Annotated in this window: 20 protein-coding genes; 10 read left to right on the top strand and 10 right to left on the bottom strand. The window is 68.8% G+C overall.

The features are described from left to right. The first annotated feature begins 5 nt into the window (after positions 1-5). From AC3WOH_RS17195 to AC3WOH_RS17205, 3 genes are read left to right on the top strand one after another with little or no spacing between them, the layout of a single operon-like run. Positions 6-1,895, top strand: a complete 1,890-nt coding sequence (locus AC3WOH_RS17195) for an amidohydrolase (RefSeq protein WP_492230499.1) — start codon at positions 6-8, stop codon at positions 1,893-1,895. Next, positions 1,895-2,305 carry a DoxX family protein gene (locus tag AC3WOH_RS17200; protein WP_492230500.1) on the top strand — a complete coding sequence of 137 codons (411 nt, stop codon included), beginning with the start codon at positions 1,895-1,897 and terminating at the stop codon, positions 2,303-2,305. Before AC3WOH_RS17195 ends, AC3WOH_RS17200 begins: the two co-directional genes overlap by 1 nt. Continuing rightward, on the top strand, positions 2,295-3,917 hold the full coding sequence (locus AC3WOH_RS17205; protein WP_492230501.1) for an MFS transporter: 1,623 nt from the start codon (positions 2,295-2,297) through the stop codon (positions 3,915-3,917). Before AC3WOH_RS17200 ends, AC3WOH_RS17205 begins: the two co-directional genes overlap by 11 nt. 4 nt (positions 3,918-3,921) lie before the next feature. Here the strand turns inward: AC3WOH_RS17205 and AC3WOH_RS17210 are convergent, their stop codons facing one another. Next, complete coding sequence (locus tag AC3WOH_RS17210; RefSeq protein ID WP_492230502.1) at positions 3,922-6,000, bottom strand: molybdopterin-containing oxidoreductase family protein; 2,079 nt, start codon at positions 5,998-6,000, stop codon at positions 3,922-3,924. A gap of 119 nt (positions 6,001-6,119) precedes the next feature. Here AC3WOH_RS17210 and AC3WOH_RS17215 point away from each other — a divergent pair, with 119 nt between their 5' ends. Beyond that, on the top strand, positions 6,120-7,268 hold the full coding sequence (locus AC3WOH_RS17215; RefSeq protein ID WP_492230503.1) for an ABC transporter substrate-binding protein: 1,149 nt from the start codon (positions 6,120-6,122) through the stop codon (positions 7,266-7,268). A 15-nt stretch (positions 7,269-7,283) separates the two neighbouring features. Here AC3WOH_RS17215 and argE read toward each other — a convergent pair whose 3' ends face one another. Then, positions 7,284-8,441, bottom strand: a complete 1,158-nt coding sequence (gene argE / locus AC3WOH_RS17220; protein ID WP_492230504.1) for an acetylornithine deacetylase — start codon at positions 8,439-8,441, stop codon at positions 7,284-7,286. 79 nt (positions 8,442-8,520) lie between these two features. On the opposite strand from argE, the gene AC3WOH_RS17225 reads away from it, so the two are divergent. Both AC3WOH_RS17225 and AC3WOH_RS17230 read left to right on the top strand, forming a co-directional pair. Continuing rightward, positions 8,521-9,726: a M20 aminoacylase family protein gene (locus AC3WOH_RS17225; RefSeq protein WP_492230505.1), complete on the top strand. Its 1,206-nt coding sequence runs from the start codon at positions 8,521-8,523 to the stop codon at positions 9,724-9,726. A gap of 110 nt (positions 9,727-9,836) precedes the next feature. After that, a complete protein-coding gene (locus AC3WOH_RS17230; protein WP_492230506.1) occupies positions 9,837-10,934 on the top strand; it encodes a M14 family metallopeptidase in 1,098 nt (365 codons plus the stop codon). On the opposite strand, the gene AC3WOH_RS17235 is transcribed toward AC3WOH_RS17230, so the two are convergent. Next, positions 10,935-11,402 carry a nuclear transport factor 2 family protein gene (locus AC3WOH_RS17235; protein ID WP_492230507.1) on the bottom strand — a complete coding sequence of 156 codons (468 nt, stop codon included), beginning with the start codon at positions 11,400-11,402 and terminating at the stop codon, positions 10,935-10,937. It lies immediately after the preceding gene. A 98-nt stretch (positions 11,403-11,500) separates the two neighbouring features. Between AC3WOH_RS17235 and AC3WOH_RS17240 the strand changes: the two genes are divergently transcribed. Further along, a complete protein-coding gene (locus AC3WOH_RS17240) occupies positions 11,501-12,073 on the top strand; it encodes a TetR/AcrR family transcriptional regulator (RefSeq protein ID WP_492230508.1) in 573 nt (190 codons plus the stop codon). 6 nt (positions 12,074-12,079) lie between these two features. On the opposite strand, the gene AC3WOH_RS17245 is transcribed toward AC3WOH_RS17240, so the two are convergent. Together AC3WOH_RS17245 and AC3WOH_RS17250 are read right to left on the bottom strand one after the other, a co-directional pair. After that, entirely contained in the window at positions 12,080-12,640 is a 561-nt protein-coding gene (locus AC3WOH_RS17245) for a DUF922 domain-containing Zn-dependent protease (protein ID WP_492230509.1), read from the bottom strand. A 4-nt stretch (positions 12,641-12,644) separates the two neighbouring features. Further along, positions 12,645-14,300, bottom strand: a complete 1,656-nt coding sequence (locus AC3WOH_RS17250) for a wax ester/triacylglycerol synthase family O-acyltransferase (RefSeq protein ID WP_492230510.1) — start codon at positions 14,298-14,300, stop codon at positions 12,645-12,647. A 150-nt stretch (positions 14,301-14,450) separates the two neighbouring features. On the opposite strand from AC3WOH_RS17250, the gene AC3WOH_RS17255 reads away from it, so the two are divergent. Beyond that, the gene (locus AC3WOH_RS17255; RefSeq protein ID WP_007860945.1) at positions 14,451-14,705 is read left to right on the top strand and encodes an acyl-CoA-binding protein; all 255 of its coding nucleotides are present in this window, start codon (positions 14,451-14,453) and stop codon (positions 14,703-14,705) included. A gap of 266 nt (positions 14,706-14,971) precedes the next feature. Next, positions 14,972-15,703, top strand: a complete 732-nt coding sequence (locus tag AC3WOH_RS17260) for an IclR family transcriptional regulator (RefSeq protein WP_492230511.1) — start codon at positions 14,972-14,974, stop codon at positions 15,701-15,703. Between the two features lie 9 nt (positions 15,704-15,712). Here AC3WOH_RS17260 and AC3WOH_RS17265 read toward each other — a convergent pair whose 3' ends face one another. Next, positions 15,713-16,132 carry an Lrp/AsnC family transcriptional regulator gene (locus AC3WOH_RS17265; RefSeq protein ID WP_492230512.1) on the bottom strand — a complete coding sequence of 140 codons (420 nt, stop codon included), beginning with the start codon at positions 16,130-16,132 and terminating at the stop codon, positions 15,713-15,715. Between the two features lie 139 nt (positions 16,133-16,271). Here AC3WOH_RS17265 and ocd point away from each other — a divergent pair, with 139 nt between their 5' ends. Further along, positions 16,272-17,357 carry an ornithine cyclodeaminase gene (ocd, locus tag AC3WOH_RS17270; protein ID WP_492230513.1) on the top strand — a complete coding sequence of 362 codons (1,086 nt, stop codon included), beginning with the start codon at positions 16,272-16,274 and terminating at the stop codon, positions 17,355-17,357. A gap of 3 nt (positions 17,358-17,360) precedes the next feature. Here ocd and AC3WOH_RS17275 read toward each other — a convergent pair whose 3' ends face one another. The 4 genes from AC3WOH_RS17275 to AC3WOH_RS17290 are packed head-to-tail and all read right to left on the bottom strand — an operon-like array spanning position 17,361 to position 19,795. Beyond that, positions 17,361-17,618, bottom strand: coding sequence for a hypothetical protein (locus tag AC3WOH_RS17275; RefSeq protein WP_492230514.1), 258 nt, complete (start codon positions 17,616-17,618; stop codon positions 17,361-17,363). Further along, on the bottom strand, positions 17,615-18,292 hold the full coding sequence (locus tag AC3WOH_RS17280) for a nitroreductase (RefSeq protein WP_492230515.1): 678 nt from the start codon (positions 18,290-18,292) through the stop codon (positions 17,615-17,617). Before AC3WOH_RS17280 ends, AC3WOH_RS17275 begins: the two co-directional genes overlap by 4 nt. An 8-nt stretch (positions 18,293-18,300) precedes the next feature. Then, complete coding sequence (locus tag AC3WOH_RS17285) at positions 18,301-18,687, bottom strand: polyhydroxyalkanoic acid system family protein (protein ID WP_492230516.1); 387 nt, start codon at positions 18,685-18,687, stop codon at positions 18,301-18,303. Beyond that, entirely contained in the window at positions 18,680-19,795 is a 1,116-nt protein-coding gene (locus AC3WOH_RS17290) for an aminopeptidase (protein ID WP_492230517.1), read from the bottom strand. The genes AC3WOH_RS17285 and AC3WOH_RS17290 overlap by 8 nt, the downstream gene beginning before the upstream one ends. Positions 19,796-19,862 lie beyond the last annotated feature (67 nt).

A 19,862-nucleotide genomic window follows, 5' to 3' on the forward strand; every position in this document is an offset into this window, starting at 1 on the left:
CTCCCATGGCCCAGACCAGCACGCCCGACCTGATCCTGCACCACGGCCGCTTCACCACGCTCAACCGGGCCCAGCCCACGGCCAGCGCCGTGGCCATCCAGAGCGGCCGCTTCACCCAGGTCGGCACGGACCGCGAGATCCTGCCGCTGGCCGGCCCCGGCACGCGCGTCATCGACCTGCAGGGCCGCTCCGTGTTGCCCGGCCTCATCGACAACCACCTGCACATCATCCGCGGCGGCCTGAACTTCAACATGGAGCTGCGCTGGGACGGCGTGCGCAGCCTGGCCGATGCCATGGCCATGCTGCGCCGCCAGGTGGCCGTGACGCCCGCGCCGCAATGGGTGCGCGTGGTGGGCGGCTTCACCGAACACCAGTTCGCCGAGAAGCGCCTGCCCACGATTGCCGAGCTCAATGCCGTGGCGCCCGATACACCGGTGTTCATCCTGCACCTGTACGACCGCGCCCTGCTCAACGCCGCCGCGCTGCGCGCCGTGGGCTACACCCGCGAAACACCCGCGCCCCCGGGCGGCGAGATCGTGCGCGACAGCGCGGGCAACCCCACGGGCCTGCTGCTGGCCAAGCCCAATGCCGCCATCCTGTACGCCACGCTGGCCAAGGGCCCGAAGCTCCCGCATGACTACCAGGTCAATTCCACGCGCCACTTCATGCGCGAGCTCAACCGCCTGGGCGTGACGGGCGCCATCGACGCGGGCGGGGGCTTCCAGGCCTACCCCGACGACTACGCCGTGATCCAGGAACTGGCCGATGCCGACCAGCTCACCATCCGCCTGGCCTACAACCTGTTCACGCAAAAGCCCAAGCAGGAGAAGGAAGACTTTTTGAACTGGACGGCCACCTCGCAGTACAAGCAGGGCACGGACTACTTCCGCCACAACGGCGCGGGCGAGATGCTGGTGTTCTCGGCCGCCGACTTCGAGGACTTCCGCCAGCCCCGGCCCGAAATGGGCCCGGAGATGGAGGACGACCTCGAAAAGGTGGTGCGCATCCTCGCGCAGAACCGCTGGCCCTGGCGCATGCACGCCACCTACGACGAGACCATCACCCGCGCGCTCGACGTGTTCGAGAAGGTCAACCAGGACACGCCGCTGGCCGGCCTGAACTGGTTCTTCGACCACGCCGAGACCATTTCCGAGCGCTCCATCGACCGCATCGCCGCGCTGGGCGGCGGCGTGGCCGTGCAGCACCGCATGGCCTACCAGGGCGAGTACTTTGTCGAGCGCTACGGCGCTGGCGCGGCCGAGGCCACGCCGCCCGTCAAGCGCATGCTCGAAAAAGGCGTCAAAGTCTCCGCCGGCACCGATGCCACGCGCGTCGCCTCGTACAACCCCTGGGTGTCGCTGTCCTGGCTGGTCACGGGCAAGACCGTGGGCGGCCTGCAGCTGACCCCCCAGCGCAACTGCCTGGACCGCGAGGCCGCGCTGCGCATGTGGACCGAGAACGTGACCTGGTTCAGCAACGAAGAGGGCAAGAAGGGCCGCATCGAGGTGGGCCAGCTCGCCGACCTGGTGGTGCCCGACCGCGACTTCTTCGCCTGCCCCGAATCCGACATCGCCGACACCACGGCCCTGCTCACCGTGGTGGGCGGCAAGGTGGTCTACGGCGCGGGCGACTTCGCTGCGCACGATGGCGCCGCGCCGCCGCCGGCCATGCCCGACTGGTCGCCTGTGCGCACCTTCGGCGGCTATGGCGCCTGGGGTGACAAGGAAGGCGTGCCCTTGCAGGCCGTGATGCGCCGCGCGGCGGCCGCCTGCGCCTGCGCCAACGACTGCAATGTGCACGGCCACCAGCACGCCACGGCCTGGAGCAGCCAACTGCCCATTGCCGACCTCAAGGGCTTCTGGGGGGCGCTCGGCTGCGCCTGCTGGGCGGTGTGATGGCCGAGGCCCTCCACTCCGCAGCGACCGCACCCTGGGTGCAGTCGCTGGCCCTGCTGTGCCTGTGCGCCGCCTACCTGCAGGGTGGCATTGCCAAGGCGCGCGACCTCAAAGGTGCCGTGGCCGAGATGCGGCACTTCGGCCTGGCGCCGGCCGCGCCCATCGCGCTGGCCACCATCGCGCTGCAACTCGGGGCCTCGGCCCTCGTGGTCTCGGGCTGGTACCGCTGGCTGGGGGCACTCGCCCTGGCGGGCTTCACGGTGCTGGCCGCCTTTGTGGCCGACCGTTTCTGGCAGGCTGCCCCGGCGGAGCGCCGGGCCACGGCCAACGCATTCTTCGAACATTGGGGCCTGGCGGGCGGATTCGTCCTTGTGGCCTGGTACGACCTGGGAGGCCTGCATGGCGCATGATCACCAACACCCCTCCGCGCAACCCGCAGCGGCAGCCAGCGGCGGCGCGTTTGCCCCGCTGCGCCTGCCGGTGTTCGCGGTGCTGTGGGCCGCCACCATCCTGGGCAACATCGGCAGCTTCATGCGCGACGTGGCGAGCGCCTGGATGGTGACCGAGCTGTCCACCAGCCCCACGGCCGTGGCCCTGGTGCAGACGGCGGCCACGCTGCCGGTCTTCCTGCTGGCGCTGCCGGCCGGCGTGCTCTCGGACATCCTGGACCGGCGGCGTTTCCTCATTGCCGTGCAGGTCCTTCTGGCCGGGGTGAGCGGCGCCCTGCTGCTGCTGGCCCACACCCACACGCTCACGGTGGAGTACCTGATCGCGCTGACCTTCCTGGGCGGTGTGGGTGCAGCACTGATGGGGCCCACCTGGCAGTCCATCGTGCCCGAGCTGGTGCCGCGCAGCGAGCTGCGCAACGCCGTGGCGCTCAACTCGCTGGGCATCAACATCGCACGCGCCGTGGGCCCGGCGGTGGGCGGGCTGCTGCTGGCCAGTTTCGGCGCGGCCGCGGCCTATGGCCTGGACGTGCTGAGCTATGTGTTCGTGATCGCGGCGCTGCTGTGGTGGCGCCGGCCGGCGGCGGTGGACACGGGGCGCGGCGAGCAGTTCTTCGGCGCCTTCCGCGCCGGTGTGCGCTATGCCCGGGCCAGCCGCGAGCTGCATGTGGTGCTGTTGCGCGCCGCTGTGTTCTTCCTGTTCGCCAGCTCCGTGTGGGCGCTGCTGCCCCTGGTGGCCCGGCGCATGCTGGGCGGCTCGGCCGGGTTCTACGGCGTGCTGCTGGGGGCTGTGGGGGCGGGTGCCATCCTGGGCGCCGTGCTGCTGCCGAAACTGCGCCGCCGCCTCGACACCGATGGCTTGGTGCTCACCGCGTCGCTGCTCACGGCCGGCGTGATGGCCGTGCTGACTCTGGCGCCCCCGCAGTGGGCCGCCGTGGCGCTGATGCTGGTGCTGGGCCTGGGCTGGATCATTGCGCTCACCACGCTCAACGGCGTGGCCCAGGCGGTGCTGCCCAACTGGGTGCGTGGACGCGGCCTGGCCATCTACCTCATGGTATTCAACGGCGCCATGGCGGCCGGCAGCCTGGGCTGGGGCTTGGTGGCGGGGCAACTCGGGGTGGCGACCACACTGCTCCTCGGCGCGGCCGGGCTGGTGGTGGTGGCCTTCGTGTTCCACCGCGTGAAGCTGCCCACGGGCGAGGCGGACCTGCAGCCCTCGCGCCACTGGCCCGAGCCCCTGCTGGCCGAGCCTGTGGCGCAGGACCGCGGCCCGGTCATGGTGCAGGTGGAGTACCGCATCCGCAAGGAGGACCAGCCGGCCTTCCTGCAGGCCATGCAGCTGGTGGCCGCGGAGCGCCGGCGCGACGGGGCCTATGCCTGGGGCGTGGCCGAGCACACGGGCGAGCCCGGGCGCGTGATCGAATGGTTCCTGGTCGAATCCTGGGCCGAGCACCTGCGCCAGCACGACCGGGTTTCCCAGGCCGATGCCGACCTGCAGGCGCAGGCGCTGCGCTTCCACCAGGGCCCGGACAAGCCCGTGGTGCACCACTACCTGGCGCTGGCGCCCGGGGCGTGACGGTTCAGGCCGCCTCGTCCACCGCCTCCACCTCCACCAGGCAGTCGTAGAAGGTGGGGGCGCGGCCCAGGTCGGTCAGGGCCTGGCTGGTGATCTCGTTGACGTTGGTTCCATCCAGGCCCAGCTTGCGCCACCAGATGCCCATGCCGTTGACCACGCCGGGCCGCGCGCGGCGCGACACGCTGGCGTGGCAGCGGTAGCTGCCGCGGGCGTTGAACACGCGCACCACGCTGTCGTTGGCAATGCCGCGCGCCTCGGCGTCGTCGGGGTGGATCTCCAGGAGCGGCCGGCCCTCGATGTCGCGCAGGGTCTTCACGTTGACGAAGGTCGAGTTGAGGAAGTTGCGCGCGGGCGGCGAGATCATGGCCAGCGGGTAGGCGGCCGAGCTGCCCTGCAGCTCGTAGTTGGGCAGGTGGTCGGGCAGGCCGTCGAGCCCCTGGGCGGCCAGGCGTGCGCTGTAGAACTCGCACTTGCCCGAAGGGGAGGGGTAGTTGCCCTCCGCAAACGGCGCGTCGGGCATGGCCAGCGTGGCAAAGCCCCGGGCTTCGAGCTCGGCAAAGTCCACTGCATCGCCGAAGGCCTGGCGGCACAGGGTGGCGTCGTCGTCGGCAAAGCAGGGGTCGGTGTAGCCCATGCGTGCGGCGAGGTCGCGGAAGATCTGCGCGTTGGAGCGGGCCTCGCCCAGCGGTGCGATGGCCGGGCGGTTGAGCACCACGTCGGTGTGGCCGTACGAGAGGTGCACGTCCCAGTGCTCCAACTGCGTGGTGGCGGGCAGCACGTAGTCGGCGTAGTCGGCCGTGTCGGTGCGGAAATGCTCCAGCACCACGGTGAAAATGTCCTCGCGCGCAAAGCCCTGCACCACCTTGCCCGAATCGGGCGCCACGGCAACGGGGTTGCTGTTGTAGACCACCACGGCCTGCACCTGGGGTCCGAAGCTGGGCGAGGCCGGACGCAGCAGGTCGTCGCCAATGGTGGACATGTTGATGGTGCGCGGCCGGCGGCCCGCGAGCAGGTCGGGGCGCTGCAGCACGGCGCGCTGCACCGGGTACTGGCCCGAGCTCGACAGCAGCATGCCGCCCGCGCGGTGGCGCCAGGCGCCCGTGAGCGCGGGCAGGCAGGTGACGGCGCGCACGGCATTGCCGCCGCCGCGCACGCGCTGCATGCCGTAGTTCAGGCGGATGGCGGCCGGCTTGGTGGTGCCGTAGTCCTTTGCCAACTGGCGGATCTGCTCCACGGAGATGCCGCAGACCTCGGCCGCGCGCTCGGGCGGCCATTGCAGGGCGCGCTCGCGCAGGCCTTCCCAGCCCAGGGTGTGGCGCGCGATGTAGTCATGGTCCAGCCAATCGTGCACGATGAGTTCGTGCATCAGTGCCAGGGCCAGGGCGGCATCGGTACCCGGGCGCAGGGCGATGTGCTCATGGCACTTGTCGGCCGTCTCGGTCTTGCGCGGGTCGATGCAGACCAGCTTGGCGCCGTTGCGCTTGGCCTGCTGCGCATAGCGCCAGAAGTGCAGGTTGCTGCCGATGGAGTTGCTGCCCCAGATCAGGATGAGCTGCGCCTCGGCGAAGAACTCCACCTTCATGCCCACCTTGCCGCCCAGGGTCTGCACCAGGGCCTCGGCACCGGCCGAGGCGCAGATGGTGCGGTCCAGCAGCGAGGCGCCCAGCTGGGCGAAGAAGCGCCGGTCCATGCTTTCGCCCTGCACCATGCCCATGGTGCCCGCGTAGCTGTAGGGCAGGATGGCCTCGGGGTCGTGCGCGGCGATGGTGGTCAGGTGCTGCGCGATGTCGGCCAGGGCCTCGTCCCAGCTCACGGGGGTGAATTGGCCGCTGCCCTTGGGGCCGCTGCGCTTGAGCGGGGTGAGCACGCGCTCGGGGTGGTAGCTGCGCTCGGTGTAGCGCGAAACCTTGGCGCACAGCACGCCATCGGTGTGGGCGTGCTCGGGGTTGCCCTGCACCCGGGTGGCCACGCCATCGACCACGGTGGTGATCAGCGCGCAGGTGTCGGGGCAGTCGTGGGGGCAGGCGCCGCGCACCACCAGGGGGGCGGAATCTGCAGAAACAGGGGCCGAAATCGTGGGCATGGGTGGGGCTGGTCGTTAAACTGGCTGGCAGGGTTGGTGGCGCGCTTGTGGCGCGGCCCGTCCGGGCGCACCAAAGGCGCACCGCCCTTGGATTTTTTTATTGGAACCGGGATTTCACCATGAACCACATTGTCTGGGGGCGCAGGCAGTTTTCCGCCGGCTTGGGCGCCGTGGCGCTCGCCGGTTTTCAGACCGCCCGGGCGCAGGGCGAAGGACGCATCGTGCTGGGCCAGTCGGCCCCGTTCACGGGCCCGGCGGCGCAACTGGGCATCCAGTTCCACCAGGGGGCCAAGCTGTTCTTCGACCAGCTCAATGCCCAGGGCGGCGTGGGCAAGCGGCAGGTCGAGATCCGCACGCTCGACGACGGCTACGAGCCCGACCGCTGCGCCGAGAACACCAAAAAGCTCATGGCCGACGATGTGTTCGCGCTGTTCGGCTACATCGGGACCCCCACCAGCCTGGCGGCGCTGCCGCTGTTCACCAAGGAGAAGGTGCCGTTCTTCGGCCCGTTCACCGGGGCCGAGGCCTTGCGCCAGCCGTTCAACCGGCTGGTGTTCCATGTGCGTGCGTCCTACTACGACGAAACCGCGCTCATCGTGCGCCAGCTCACCAACCTGGGGCTCAAGAAGATCGCGGTCTTCCACCAGAACGATGCCTATGGCAAGGCCGGGCTCGACGGCGTGGTGCGCGCGCTGACCGAGCAGAAGCTGGCGCCCGTGGCCACGGCGACAGTGGAGCGCAATTCGGTGGACGTGAAGGCCGCCGTCGAGAAGCTGGTGGCCGCCAAGCCCGATGCCGTGGTGCAGATCGCCGCCTATGCGGGCAGCGCCGCCTTTGTGCGCGCGGCGCGCAAGGCGGGCTTTGGCGGCACGTTCTACAACGTGTCCTTCGTGGGCACCCAGGCCCTGGCCGACGAGCTGGGCAAGGACGGCGCCGGCGTGGTGGTCTCGCAGGTCATGCCCTCGCCCTACCAACCCTCGCGCCAGATCACGCGCGAGTTCCTGGAGGCCATCAAGAGGGGCGGCGACAAGGTGCAGGCCAACTACTCCAGCATGGAGGGTTTCGTGGCGGCACGCGTTTTTGCCGAAGGCCTGCGCCAGGCCAACGGCAGCGGCAAGATCACCCGCGACGGCCTGATTGCCGGGCTCGAAGGCCTGGGCAGCCAGACCATCTCGGGCTTCCAGGTGTCCTACAGCGCCACCGACCATGCAGCCTCGAGCTTCGTCGAGATGTCGATGCTGACCGGCGACGGGCGCGTGAGGACCTGACGACCCTTCGGGGCCTCAGCCAAAGGCCTTGGTCGATGCCAGGCCCTGCATGAAGGCCTCGCAGCGGCCGAGCTGCTCCAGGCTCACATACTCGTCGGGTTGGTGCGCCTGCTGGATGCTGCCGGGGCCGCAGACCACGGTGGGGATGCCGGCGTTCTTGAACAGCCCGGCTTCGGTGCCGAAGGCCACCAGTGTGGTGCCCTTTTCGCCGCTCAGTTCCTGTGCCAGGCGGGTCACGGCGTCGTCCTTGCTGCCCAGGAAGCTCGGGATCTCGCAGATGGTCTCGAAACTGAAGCCGGTCTGGGGCGCCACCTTCTGCATCGAGGGTTCGAGCGAGCGGGCGTAAGCCACGACCTCGGACTGCATCTGCGCGGCATTGGCCGTGGGCAGGTCGCGGAATTCGTAGCGGAACTCGGCGTCGCGCGGCACCACGTTGTCGGCGATGCCGCCGTGGAACTGGCCCACGCTGGCGGTGGAGAAGGGCACGTCGAAGCCCTCGAAACGCGGCTCGTCGCGCTCGAAGCCCTCGGCCATGTCGCGCACCCGGCCCACCACGCGCGCCGCCATCTCGATGGCGTTCACCGAATGCGGCGTGAGCGAGGAGTGCGCCTCCTTGCCGCGCACGCAGCACTTGTAGCGGTAAACGCCCTTGTGCGCGATGGCCGGCACCATGCTCGTGGGCTCGCCCACGATGCAGGCCAGCGGGCGGATGTTGGCGTCGCGCAGGTCGGCGATCAGCTCCTTCACGCCGAAGCAGCCGACCTCCTCGTCGTAGCTGAAGGCGAAATGCACGGCAAACGACGCGTCGCTGGCCAGGAACTGTTCGGCGTGCGAGACGGCGATGCCGATGAAGGCCTTCATGTCGGCACTGCCGCGGCCGTACAGATTGCCGTCCTTGACGAGGGCGCTCAAGGGGTCCATCGTCCAATCCTGCCCATCCCAGGGCACAGTGTCGGTGTGGCCCGAGAGGATGATGCCGCTGGCCTTGCCTTCGCCCAGCGTAGCGAACAGGTTGGCCTTGGTCTTGTCGGCGTTGTAGGTCAGGCGGCTCGTGACGCCCAGTTTGGCCAGGTGGTCGCGGATGAAGTGGATCAGCTCCAGGTTGGAGTTCTGGCTCACGGTGTTCATGCGCACCAGGGTCTGCGCAAGGTCGAGGGCGTGGGAGGAAATCATGGGCTTTGACTGGTGATTAACCCGGGTTGGCACATAGGTTGCTCTCGGGCTAGACTGTGAAATCGTAAGGACACATATCATGAACGTTATTGACTCCATCGTCACCCAGGCGGCCAGTATTGCAGCGGTGCGCCGGGACATTCACGCCCACCCCGAGCTGTGCTTCGAAGAGGTGCGCACGGCCGATGTGGTGGCCGCCAAGCTCACGGAATGGGGCATTCCCATCCACCGCGGCATGGGCACCACGGGCGTGGTGGGCATCGTCAAGGGGCGCGACGGAGGGGCCAACGGCCGCGGCATCGGCCTGCGCGCCGACATCGACGCCCTGCCCATGCAGGAGTTCAACACCTTCGCCCATGCCAGCAAGCACGCCGGCAAGATGCACGCCTGCGGCCACGACGGCCACACGGCCATGCTGCTTGCTGCGGCGCAGCATTTCGCCAAGCACCGCAATTTCGACGGCACCGTGTACCTGATCTTCCAGCCGGCCGAAGAGGGCGGTGGTGGCGCGCGCGAGATGATCAAGGACGGCCTGTTCGAGCAGTTTCCCATGGAGGCCGTGTACGGCATGCACAACTGGCCCGGCATGCCCGTGGGCCAGTTCGCGGTGAGCCCCGGCCCCGTGATGGCGTCGAGCAACGAGTTCAAGATCACCATCCGTGGCAAGGGCAGCCACGCGGCACTGCCGCACAACGGCATCGACCCGGTGCCGATCGCGTGCCAGATGGTGCAGGCCTTCCAGACCATCATCAGCCGCAACAAGAAGCCCGTGGATGCGGGCGTGATCTCGGTGACCATGGTGCACGCGGGCGAGGCCACCAACGTGGTGCCCGACAGCTGCGAGCTGCAAGGCACGGTGCGCACTTTCTCCATCGAGGTGCTGGATTTGATCGAAAAGCGCATGAAGCAGGTGGCCGAGCACACCTGCGCCGCGCACGACGCCACCTGCGAGTTCCACTTCCACCGCAACTACCCGCCCACCGTGAACTCGCCAGCCGAGGCCGACTTTGCGCGCAAGGTGATGGCCGGCATCGTGGGCGAGGCCAATGTGCTGGTGCAGGAGCCCACCATGGGCGCCGAGGACTTTGCCTTCATGCTGCAGGCCAAGCCCGGCGCCTACTGCTTCATCGCCAACGGTGACGGTGCACACCGCGAGATGGGCCATGGCGGTGGCCCCTGCACGCTGCACAACCCGAGCTACGACTTCAACGACGACCTGATTCCGCTGGGCGCGACCTACTGGGTCAAGCTCGCCGAGGAGTGGCTGGCCCAGCCGGCCGCCTGAGGTCTTTTCCGGGGGGCCTCCTGCCCCCCCACAGCCGGGCCCGCCGCTGCGCGGGCCTGCGCTCCTTGTTTGCATTCCTTCCCAACCCCACCCACGAAAGCAACCGCCCCATGATCGGCATCGTCGACGCCTTTTCGCCCAGCTACGCCCAGGCCCGCAAGAAGTTTCTGGAGGGCGCGGCCGCGGCCGGCCTGCCCATCGAGTCGCATGCCCACCCGCTCAAGGGCCGCGATGGCGAGGACCTGGCCATGGACGTGGTGCGCGATGGCCCGGCCGACGCGAAGAAGCTGCTCATCGTGAGCAGTGCCTGCCATGGCGTGGAAGGCTACTGCGGCACGGGCGTGCAGGTGTTCGCACTGCACGACCAGGAGTGGCGCGACAAGGCGCACGCGGCCGGCGTGGCCACGCTGTACATCCATGCGCTCAACCCCTATGGCTTCTCGCATGTGCGCCGCTTCACGCACGAGAACGTGGACCTGAACCGCAACTTCCAGGACTTTTCCAAGCCGCTGCCCGTGAACGAGGCCTACCGCGAGGTGCAGCCCCTGCTGCTGCCCGAGCAGTGGCCACCCGGCGCCGACAACCTGGCCGCCGTGCAGCAGTACATCGACACCAAGGGCGAGGCCGCCTGGCAGGCCGCCATCTCGCGCGGCCAGCATGAATTTCCGCAAGGCCTGTTTTTCGGGGGCACCGAGCCCACCTGGAGCAACCGCACCCTGCGCCAGGTGCTGCGCCAGCATGGCGCCGGCGCCTCGCAGATTGCCTGGATCGACCTGCACACCGGCCTGGGCCCGAACGGCCATGGCGAGCGCATCTACGCGGGCAAGGACGATGCCGCCTCGGTGGCGCGTGCCCGCGCCTGGTGGGATGGCGGTGGCGCCACGCCGGTCACGTCGATCTACGATGGCTCCTCGACCTCGGCCTTCCTCACCGGGCTGATGTGGAACGCCATCTATGACGAATGCCCGCACGCCGAGAGCACGGGCATCGCGATGGAGTACGGCACCGTGCCCGTGCTCGACGTGATGAACGCGATCCGCGCTGAACAGTGGCTCAACCTGCACCCGGATGCCCCGGCCGAGCAGGCGAAGCAGATCAAGGCGCAGATGATGGAAGCCTTCTACACCGACACCGATGCCTGGAAGGGCCAGATCGTGAGCCAGGCGCGCCAGTCCATGTTCCAAGCCGTTGACGGGCTGGCGAGCTGATTACAACCCCAGCTCGGTCAGCCCCGGATGGTCATCGGGGCGCCGGCCCTGGGGCCAGTGGAACAGGCGGTCCGCCGCCTGGATCGGCTGGTCGTTGATGCTGGCATGGCGCACGGCCATGAGCCCTGCGTCGTTGAACTCCCAGTTCTCGTTGCCGTGGCTGCGGTACCAGTTGCCGGCGTCGTCATGCCACTCGTAGGCAAAGCGCACCCCGATGCGGTGCGGGCCGAAGGCCCAGATCTCCTTGATGAGCCGGTAGTCGAGCTCGCGCGCCCACTTGCGTTCAAGGAACTGCTGTGCCGCCGCGCGCCCGACCGGGAACTCGGCACGGTTGCGCCAGCGCGTGTCCTCGGTATAGGCCAGCACCACGCGGGCCGGGTCGCGGGAGTTCCAGCCGTCTTCGGCCAGGCGGACTTTCTGGATCGCGGTTTCGAGCGAAAAGGGGGGCAGGGGCGGGCGGGATTCCATGGGCGGTACCTCGGTAGGGGCAGGTCAATCGAATGTAGACAAGTCTGTCTACGTCGCCATCATAAACGCATGTAGACAGACTTGTCTACAATGGCGCCATGCTGCTTGCCATTCCCACCGATGTCCAGGACCTGCCCGCGCGCGAGCGCCTGCTGCACACGGCGCACCGGTTGTTCTACCGCGAGGGCATCCGCGCCACCGGCATCGACAAGGTGATCGCCGAATCGGGCGTGACCAAGGTGACTTTCTACCGGCACTTTCCGAGCAAGAACGACCTCATCTGCGCCTACCTGGAGATGCGCCATGCCCTGTGGATGGCCTGGTTCGCCGATGCGCTGGCGCGCCACGGCAAGGCCCATAGCGGCTTGGCGGCCCTGGCGCCTGCGCTGGGCGAGTGGTTCACGCGTGAGGACTTCAGGGGCTGCGCCTTCATCAACAGCGTGAGCGAGCTGGGCGACACCGTGCCCGAGGTGAACGGCATCGCCCGCCGCCACAAGCAGGACATGCAGAACCTCCTGACCACCCTGCTGCCGCCATCGCCCACGCAGGCGCAGGATGCCCAGGCGCTGGCCCTGGTGGTCGAGGGCGCCATCGTGAGGGCGCAGCTCGGTGAGCCCGTGCCTGCGGTGCTGGCCAGCGTGTCACGCCTGCGGGCCGCCTTCTCCGAATAGAGGCGCTCAGTCCAGCCGTGCACCCTGTGCGGCGCCGTGGCCGGTGTCCCGGTCGTACTGCCTTTCGCGTTCCACATGCTCCTGCAGCAGCCGGCGCCCCAGCGCGTCGGCCTGGCGCTCCAGCGTGGGGCAATCGGCGGCTGGAGGCAGGCGGGCAATGCCCTGGTCGATGGCTTGCGCTGCATCGCGCCCGAGTTGCACATGGCCTTGCTCATGTTGCGACAGCGCGCGCAGATAGCGGTCGAAGCTTGCTTGCTGCGCTGGCGTTGCGCCGCGCAATTCCGGCAGCTGTACCTCGGTGGTCAGGCGCGTGGTGACCTCCGTGATCCTGCAGCGGCCCGAGGCCTCGCGCCACCAGCGGTAGTTCCAGCGCACATTCCAGCGCGTGTAGCCGTGGAAGCGGCGGCCGTCCACCGCGATGGGCGTAGCGCCCTGCAGCGCCTGGTGCAGCGATTGCCCAGGCTGCAGTTGCACGGAGTAGGGCCGCTGCACATGCTCCTGCACCACGGCGGCGCCGGCAGGCGCGTGCAGCAGCACTGCCAGCACCAGAAGGGCGAGCCGACGCAAGGCTTCAGTCCCCCCAGGGGAGCATCAGCGTGAGCAGGGAGAGCTGGTCGAACTCGGGCGCGAAGGCGTCGATGATGCGTTGGGGCTCGGGGCACAGCGTGGTATCGGTGATGACGCCGAACTGCACGCCGCCGCCGTAGCTCAGGATCGAGACCCCGAGGCCGATGTCGCCCGACTGCGGCACCCAGAACATGCACTGCGTGACGCGCGCACCGCACAGCGTGAGCTGCTCCTTGGGGCCGGGCACATTGGTCATCACGGCCGTGGTCTTGCGGCCGAACAGGTTGAGCAGCGCATCCTGCGCGGGCTTGATCATCAGGCCCGCCACGGCCAGCATGGCAAACGCCAGGATGGGCTGGGTGCTGCCCTTGAGCGCCGCCATGCGCCGGCGCACCTCGTAGACGCGCTCCACCGGGTTGGCCACGCCGATGGGCAGCACCAGCGGCACCAGGCCGAAGCGGTTGCCCAGCTTCCAGGCCTCTTCCATGGGGCGCAGGTTCACCGGGATCATGGCGCGGATCTCCTGGCCCGTGGGGTCGTCGCCCTGGCTGCGCAGGTAGCCGCCGATGGCACCGGCCACGCAGGACAGCAGCACGTCGTTGATCGAGCAGTTGAGCGCCTTGCCGATGGCCTTGACCTCCTCCAGCGGGATCGGCGGGCACCAGGCCACGCGCTTGGCCTGGCCGGGCTGGCCCTTCAGGCGCGTGGGCGAATCGTCGGGCATCAGCGCCAGGGCCGCCGCGTCGCTGACCAGTTGGTAGGCCACGCGCGCCATGTCCATGGTGCCGGCCAGGCCGTGCTGCATGGCCTTCTCGGGGTCGCCCAGCACCTTGAGTGAGCGCGCCGCGCCATCGCCCGCGAGGTCCAGCGCCTTCACTGTGAGGCCGGTGAAGGGCTTGATCAGCGCGTCGGCGATCCAGTCCTCGGCCGTGGTGGCGGCCTCGCGCTCCTTGCGGCTGCGCTTGGGCGGCTCCGAGCCGCCGTCCACAATGGACATGGTGACCGAGATCAGCGCGATGCCGTCGGCAATGCAGTGGTGGATGCGCACGATGAGTGCGCTGCCCTGCTGGCCATCATCGCCTCTGAAATTCTCGACCAGGTGCATCTGCCACAGCGGGCGGCGCGGGTCCAGCGGCTCCATGGCGAGCTCGCCCACGCGGTCCTGCAGGGCGCGCTGCATGCTCTGGCCGGGCTTGTGGGGCAGGGTTTCGCGCAGCACATGGGCGGCGATGTCGAAATGGCGGTCTTCTACCCAGGTAGCGCCGGCGGCGTCCTCGACCACGCGCTGGCGAAAGCGCGGGTACTGCAGCAGGCGCTGCTGCACACGCTCGCACAGCGCCTCCCAGGTGATGCCGGGGGCCAGCGTCCACACGCCGTTGATCATCATCAGGTTGCTGTCCGAGTCCATGCGCAGCCAGGCTGTGTCGACCTTGCTCATGCGCTCGCCTGACAGGCCCAGCATGCCGGTGGCCGCGCGGCGCACATTCTTCTGCACGGCGCCAGCGGCCTTGCGCGCGGCCGGTGGCAGGGCCTGGGCGCCCGCGCGGGCCGCAGCCGCCGTGGTGTCCCGGGCCTTGCGGGCCACCTGGGAGGCGGTGTTCAGCGGATTGGCCAGGCCCTCGGAGCGGGTGGCGTCGGAAGCAGCAATGCGGGTCACCATCGGATGTACACCTGTTGTGGTTGTTTTGGGGGCTTGCCTCTATGGATTGCACGGCCTCTCACCGCGCACAGCCCGTAAGATACAACGCCGCAAAGAATTGCCGACACCGTTCTTTCCCTCCCCTATTTTCGAACCCCAAGGAGCAACCCCATGGCCGACCTGAACGCCGCCTTCGAAGCCGCCAAAGCCAATTCCGAGAACCTGAGCGAGCGCCCCAACAACGCCACGCTGCTCAAGATCTACGCGCTGTACAAGCAGGCCACCGTGGGCGACAACACCGAGAAGAAGCCCAGCTTCTCCGACATGGTGGGCCGCGCCAAGTGGGATGCCTGGAACGCGCTCAAGGGCACGGAAGCCGATGCCGCCAAGCAGCAGTACATCGACCTGATCACCGAGCTGAGCTAAGAAGGTGTGAAGGAACCCGCCATGCCCGCTCATGCCGCCAAAACACGCGCGCTCGTCGTTGCAAATGCTCGCCATAGCCCGAGCTATGGCTGTGCTTTGCGCCTAGATCGCACGCGTTGTGGCAGCCTGCTCGGACACGCCGGATCCCTTCCCACCTTCTGAGGCCGGGCCTCCAACTTCCAAAAAGCGGCTTCGGCCGCTTTTTTCATGGACGGGGCATGGGCTTGGTGTTTCAATACACGGAACCGCGTTCTCTTGTACGTTGCATGCCCCGCAAAGCCGTTTCCGAATCCGTGGCTGACGCCGATGCCGCCCCGGGCGGCGCCGCGGCCGTGGACCGCGCCCTGAGCCTGATGGCCGCCTTCCGCCAGGGCGACGGGCCCCTGGCCCTGACCGAGCTGGCCACGCGCACGCGGCTGTACAAGAGCACGGCGCTGCGCCTGCTGGCCTCGCTGGAACACGCGCGCTGGGTGCAGCGGCTGGACGATGGCCGCTATGCCATCGGGTCCGAGGTGGGGCGGCTGCATGCGCTGTATGCGGCCTCGTTCTCGCTGGACCGCGTGGTCATGCCCGTGCTGCGCCAGCTGGTGGCCGCCACGGGCGAGAGCGCGGCCTACCATGTGCGCCAGGGCGACGCGCGGCTGTGCCAGTTCCGCGTGGATTCGCCGCACCCGATCCGTGACCACATCCGCGCGGGCGACCTGCTGCCGCTGGACCGGGGCACGGGCGGGCGGGTGCTGGTGGCCTTCGATGCCGCGCTGTCCAACTCGCTGGGCCGGCACGACCGTGCGCTGTACGCGCGCATCCGCACCGATGGCTACCTGGCCAGCGTGGGCGATCGGCTCAGCGAGGTGGCGGGCATCTCGGCGCCGGTGTTTGCGGCCGATGGCACGGTGGCCGCCGCCGTCACGCTGACCATGCCGGCCCACCGCTACGACGAGCGCTATGTGAAGAGCGTGCTCGAAGCGGCGCGCAGCCTGGGCGGGCAAGTCGGCTGAACTAGCGGATCACCGGTAGGTGGTGAGGTGGATATTGGTCTCGGTGCCGCGGATGCCCGAGATCAGCCGCACGCGCTCCAGCACCTGGGCCAGTTCGGCCATGCTGCCGGCCTCCAGCTCGGCCAGCAGGTCCCAGCGGCCATTGGTGTCGTGCAGGCTGGCCACACCGGGCTCGCCCAGCAGGGCTGCGACCACCTGGCGCGACTGGTTGCCTTCCACCAGCACGCCCATCCAAGCGAGGATGCGGTCGGGCTCGGCCTCGGGCCGCAGCTTCACGGTGTAGCCCACGATCACCTGGCTGTCTTCGAGCTTGCGGATGCGGTTCGTCACCGTGCCGCGCGAGACGCCGAGCTTGTGCGCCAGGTCGGCCACGTTCATGCGCGCATTGCCGCGCAGGAGGGCAATGAGGGAACGGTCGAGTTCGTCCATGGCAGGCCCCCGTGATTCATCAAAATGGAAATCAGCGCTGCCATTGTGGCAACAAAGCCTGCAAATCGGCACATTCTTGCCGATTCACATTGCCTTGCGCCCGCCGGACACTGGATGCCACCGATCCGGAGACAAGACCATGCGAACCGAAACCACCCGTCCACACGCCCATGCATCCACCCTCTACCTGAGCGCGCCCGAAGCGGTGGAGCTGGTGCGCCGCAAGGGCCTGGCCGCCTGCCTCGCCGGCATTGCGGCCTGCATCACCGAAGACTTCCTGCGCTGGGAGCAGTTCGACAAGTCGGCCCGGGTGGCCAGCTATTCGCGCGACGGCGCCATCGAGCTCATGCCCATTGCCGACGATGCGACCTACACCTTCAAGTACGTCAACGGCCACCCCAGGAACACGCAGCTGGGCCTGTCCACCGTGATGGCCTTCGGCGTGCTGGCCGACGTGGCCACGGGTGCGCCGCAACTGCTCAGCGAACTGACGCTGACCACCGCCATGCGCACGGCCGCCATGTCGGCCGTGGCGGCCAAGGCGCTGGCGCGGGCGGACAGCCGGGTGATGGCGATCATCGGCAATGGCGCGCAAAGCGAGTTCCAGGCCCTGGCCTTCCAGCACTTGGTGGGCATCACCGAGGTGCGCCTGTACGACACCGACCCGGCCGCCACGGCCAAGCTGCAGGCCAACCTGCAGCCATCGGGCCTGGTGGTGACTGTGTGCGCCAGCACGGCCGAGGCGGTGCGCGGGGCCGACATTGTCACGACCATCACGGCCGACAAGGCGCGCGCCACGATCATCACCGCCGATATGGTCGAGCCCGGCATGCACATCAACGCCGTGGGCGGCGACTGCCCGGGCAAGACCGAGCTGCAGGCCGAGGTGCTCACGCGCGGCCGGGTGTTCGTGGAATACCCGCCGCAGACCCGCATCGAGGGCGAGATCCAGCAGATGCCGGCCGACTTTGCGGTGACGGAGTTGTGGGAGGTGCTGGCCGGGCGCCAGCCGGGCCGCCGCAGCGATGCCGAAGTGACGGTCTTCGACTCCGTGGGCTTTGCGCTGGAGGACTTCTCGGCCCTGCGCTTCATGCGCGCTGCCGCGCTGGAGCTGGGTGTGGGCGAACGCATCCAGCTGATCCCGGAGCTGGCCGATCCCAAGGACCTGTTCGGCACGCTGCTGCCGAGCACGGCGCCTGCCATGCGGCTGCAGGCGGTGGCCTGAACCTCAGGTGATCGCGGCCAGATCGGACGCGGCAATCAACAGGCTGTTGGGCTCAGGGTTGTGGCAGGCCAGGCCTAGTGCTGCCACGTCCTTGTCAAAGCGCACCAGCACGCGCCCCCGCGCATTGGTGGGCTCCAGCACCACGCCGGTGCTGCCGATCAGGCGCCAGTAGTCGTCCGAGGGTTTTCTGTCCGGCGGGCCCTCGGTGGTGCCGTTGAAGCATTGCAGCACCACGCGGGTGCCCGGGGAGGGCATGCTCAATCGCGCCACACCACGCTGCTGGCCGGATCGGCCCGCGTGGTGCGGAACTGGTTGGCCGGGTGTGCCGGGTCGGCCAGGCCGAAGGAGATGCCGCAGACGATGGTGCGGTCGTCGCCGATGCCCAGCACCTCGCGCAGCACGCTGGGGTAGGAGGCCAGCGCCGCCTGCGGCACCGAGGCCACGCCCAGGCTGTGCGCGGCCAGCAGGAAGTTGCCCACATAGGCGCCGCAGTCCACGGCGCCATAGACGCCCAGGGCCTCGTCGCTGCTCACGATGGCCACGTGCGGTGCGCCGAACATGCTGAAGTTTTCGGCCGCCTGGCGGGCCGATGCGGCGCGGTCGCCCTTGGCGATGCCCAGCGCCTCGTACAGGCCGTAGCCGCATTCGCGCCGGCGCTCCTGGTACAAGCCGCGGTACTCGCGCGGCCAGGGCAGGTCGGGCGTGGGCTGTGTGCTGGCAATCGCCTGCTGGAAGGCGCTGCGCAGCCGGTCCAGGGTTGCGCCGCTGGCGATGTGCACCTGCCAGGGCTGGGCGTTGCACCACGAGGCCGTGCGCTGCGCGGTGGCCAGGATGCGCTCGATGGTGGACCGGGGCAGCGCCTCGGGCAGGAAGGAGCGGCAGCTGTAGCGCGTGTGCAGCAGTTCGCTGAGGGTGTCGTGTGCAGGCGTTGCCATGGCCATCGTCAGGCCTTTTTGGCTTTGGGCGGCGCTTTGGCGGCGGGCTTGGCCGGGGCGTCGTCGGCAACCTTCTTCTTGGGCGCGGCCTTCTTGCCGGCTGCAGGCGCATTGAGCAGCGCGTCGAGCTGCTCGCCGATCTCGGCTTCGATGCGGTCCTTGAAAGCGCCGAACAGGAAGCCGAGCTGCGCCTTCATCTCGAAGCGCTGGGCGTCGACCAGCAGCGTGCCCTTCACGCCGGAGCGGGTGAAGTACAGCGTGTCTTCGGTGTCGCCCTCTTCGTAGGTGCATTCCATGTCGAATTTTTCCTCGGCCTTTTCGGCCCAGGAAAAGGCGACCTTGCGGGCTTCCTTGAAGCCCAGATGGTGTTCGCGGTGGATGTGGATGTCAGGCACCAGGGGTCTCCTCTTTGGGGTGCAGGGCGCGCAGCACCTCGTGGCGCTGCGCCTGCGGTTGTTCGCTCAGCGCGCGTACGGCATCATAGAACCGTCGCCAGTCGCGGCCCTCGCGTTCGAACAGCGCCTCGAAGGCGGGCACGAATTCGTTGTAGGCCGCCTGGGCGCCGAAACTCGCGTTGTTGGCACTGGCCACCCAGCGGTCATAGCCCGCGGTCTGGGCCGGCGTGGCCTGCCAGCGCTCGCGCAGGGCTGCGTAGTCGGCGCGGAAGGCCTGCATGGCCCCGGCCTTCTGTGCCTCCTTGTCGGGCACCCCCTCCTGGGCGTAGATCTTCGCGAGGCGTTCGCGCGTGGCCTGGGTCAGGGCGCGGAAGTCGCGGCGGCGCGCCTCGCTTGCGGCAAAGGCCGCACTGGCCTGGGGCGTGGCCTGCTGGGCCAGCCAGCGCGCACTGCCCAGGCGCTCCACGGCGGTGGCAAACGATTCATTGAACAGCGTGTCGCCCTTGGCGTAGACGACCTGGTGGGCCAGCTCGTGGAACAGCAGGCGCACGAATTCGCCCTCGGGCCAGCCGATGAAGGTGTTGAGCAGCGGGTCGCCCCCGGCCCAGTTCATGTAGCCCAACGTTGAATAGGCGGGCACGCCGTAGACCTCGACCTCCAGGCCCTGCTGGGCGAGCTGGGCTGCTTCGGCTTTGGCATCGGCCTCGGTGAAATACCCGCGGTAGCCGATGCAGCCCGTGACCGGAAAGCACCAGGTGTGCAAGGTGAGCGAGTAGGGCGGTGCGGCCACCACGTTCCACACGGCGGCCGTGCGTTTCAGGTCGGCATAGCGGCGGTAGCTGGCGTTGTCGGGCAGGCCGAGCTCCGCCACCGCGAAGGCGCGTGCGCGCTGGGCCAGTTGCAGGCGCTCGCGCAGCGGCACGGAGATGTCGCTGCGCGCGATCCAGTCCTCCAGCGGCTCGGCCGCACCCATCAGCTGCACATGGCCGCGCACCGACTGCCAGTAGTAGCCCAGGGTGCTGCCAGCGCAGCCCGACAGAAGCAGGCTGGTCGCGGCCAGGAGCGCCAGGCGGGTGGAGCGGGATCGGAAACGGAGGGCGATGGGCATGTTGGGTTGACCAGTGTAGACACATGGCGTTCTCTGCGGAACCGCGAGGGCTTGTCAGCAGCATGGC

This window comes from Acidovorax sp. FW305-C-20-28 (genome assembly GCF_058783375.1).

What these genes read in the sequence shown, in the direction of transcription:
- AC3WOH_RS17235 (WP_492230507.1), bottom strand. Translation starts at nt 11,402, where the DNA reads ATGGAATCCCGCCCGCCCCTGCCCCCCTTTTCGCTCGAAACCGCGATC.
- ocd (WP_492230513.1), top strand. Translation starts at nt 16,272, where the DNA reads ATGCGAACCGAAACCACCCGTCCACACGCCCATGCATCCACCCTCTAC.
- AC3WOH_RS17255 (WP_007860945.1), top strand. Translation starts at nt 14,451, where the DNA reads ATGGCCGACCTGAACGCCGCCTTCGAAGCCGCCAAAGCCAATTCCGAG.
- AC3WOH_RS17290 (WP_492230517.1), bottom strand. Translation starts at nt 19,795, where the DNA reads ATGCCCATCGCCCTCCGTTTCCGATCCCGCTCCACCCGCCTGGCGCTC.
- AC3WOH_RS17205 (WP_492230501.1), top strand. Translation starts at nt 2,295, where the DNA reads ATGGCGCATGATCACCAACACCCCTCCGCGCAACCCGCAGCGGCAGCC.
- AC3WOH_RS17280 (WP_492230515.1), bottom strand. Translation starts at nt 18,292, where the DNA reads ATGGCAACGCCTGCACACGACACCCTCAGCGAACTGCTGCACACGCGC.
- AC3WOH_RS17260 (WP_492230511.1), top strand. Translation starts at nt 14,972, where the DNA reads ATGCCCCGCAAAGCCGTTTCCGAATCCGTGGCTGACGCCGATGCCGCC.
- argE (WP_492230504.1), bottom strand. Translation starts at nt 8,441, where the DNA reads ATGATTTCCTCCCACGCCCTCGACCTTGCGCAGACCCTGGTGCGCATG.
- AC3WOH_RS17200 (WP_492230500.1), top strand. Translation starts at nt 1,895, where the DNA reads ATGGCCGAGGCCCTCCACTCCGCAGCGACCGCACCCTGGGTGCAGTCG.
- AC3WOH_RS17210 (WP_492230502.1), bottom strand. Translation starts at nt 6,000, where the DNA reads ATGCCCACGATTTCGGCCCCTGTTTCTGCAGATTCCGCCCCCCTGGTG.
- AC3WOH_RS17215 (WP_492230503.1), top strand. Translation starts at nt 6,120, where the DNA reads ATGAACCACATTGTCTGGGGGCGCAGGCAGTTTTCCGCCGGCTTGGGC.
- AC3WOH_RS17240 (WP_492230508.1), top strand. Translation starts at nt 11,501, where the DNA reads ATGCTGCTTGCCATTCCCACCGATGTCCAGGACCTGCCCGCGCGCGAG.
- AC3WOH_RS17195 (WP_492230499.1), top strand. Translation starts at nt 6, where the DNA reads ATGGCCCAGACCAGCACGCCCGACCTGATCCTGCACCACGGCCGCTTC.
- AC3WOH_RS17230 (WP_492230506.1), top strand. Translation starts at nt 9,837, where the DNA reads ATGATCGGCATCGTCGACGCCTTTTCGCCCAGCTACGCCCAGGCCCGC.
- AC3WOH_RS17225 (WP_492230505.1), top strand. Translation starts at nt 8,521, where the DNA reads ATGAACGTTATTGACTCCATCGTCACCCAGGCGGCCAGTATTGCAGCG.
- AC3WOH_RS17250 (WP_492230510.1), bottom strand. Translation starts at nt 14,300, where the DNA reads ATGGTGACCCGCATTGCTGCTTCCGACGCCACCCGCTCCGAGGGCCTG.
- AC3WOH_RS17265 (WP_492230512.1), bottom strand. Translation starts at nt 16,132, where the DNA reads ATGGACGAACTCGACCGTTCCCTCATTGCCCTCCTGCGCGGCAATGCG.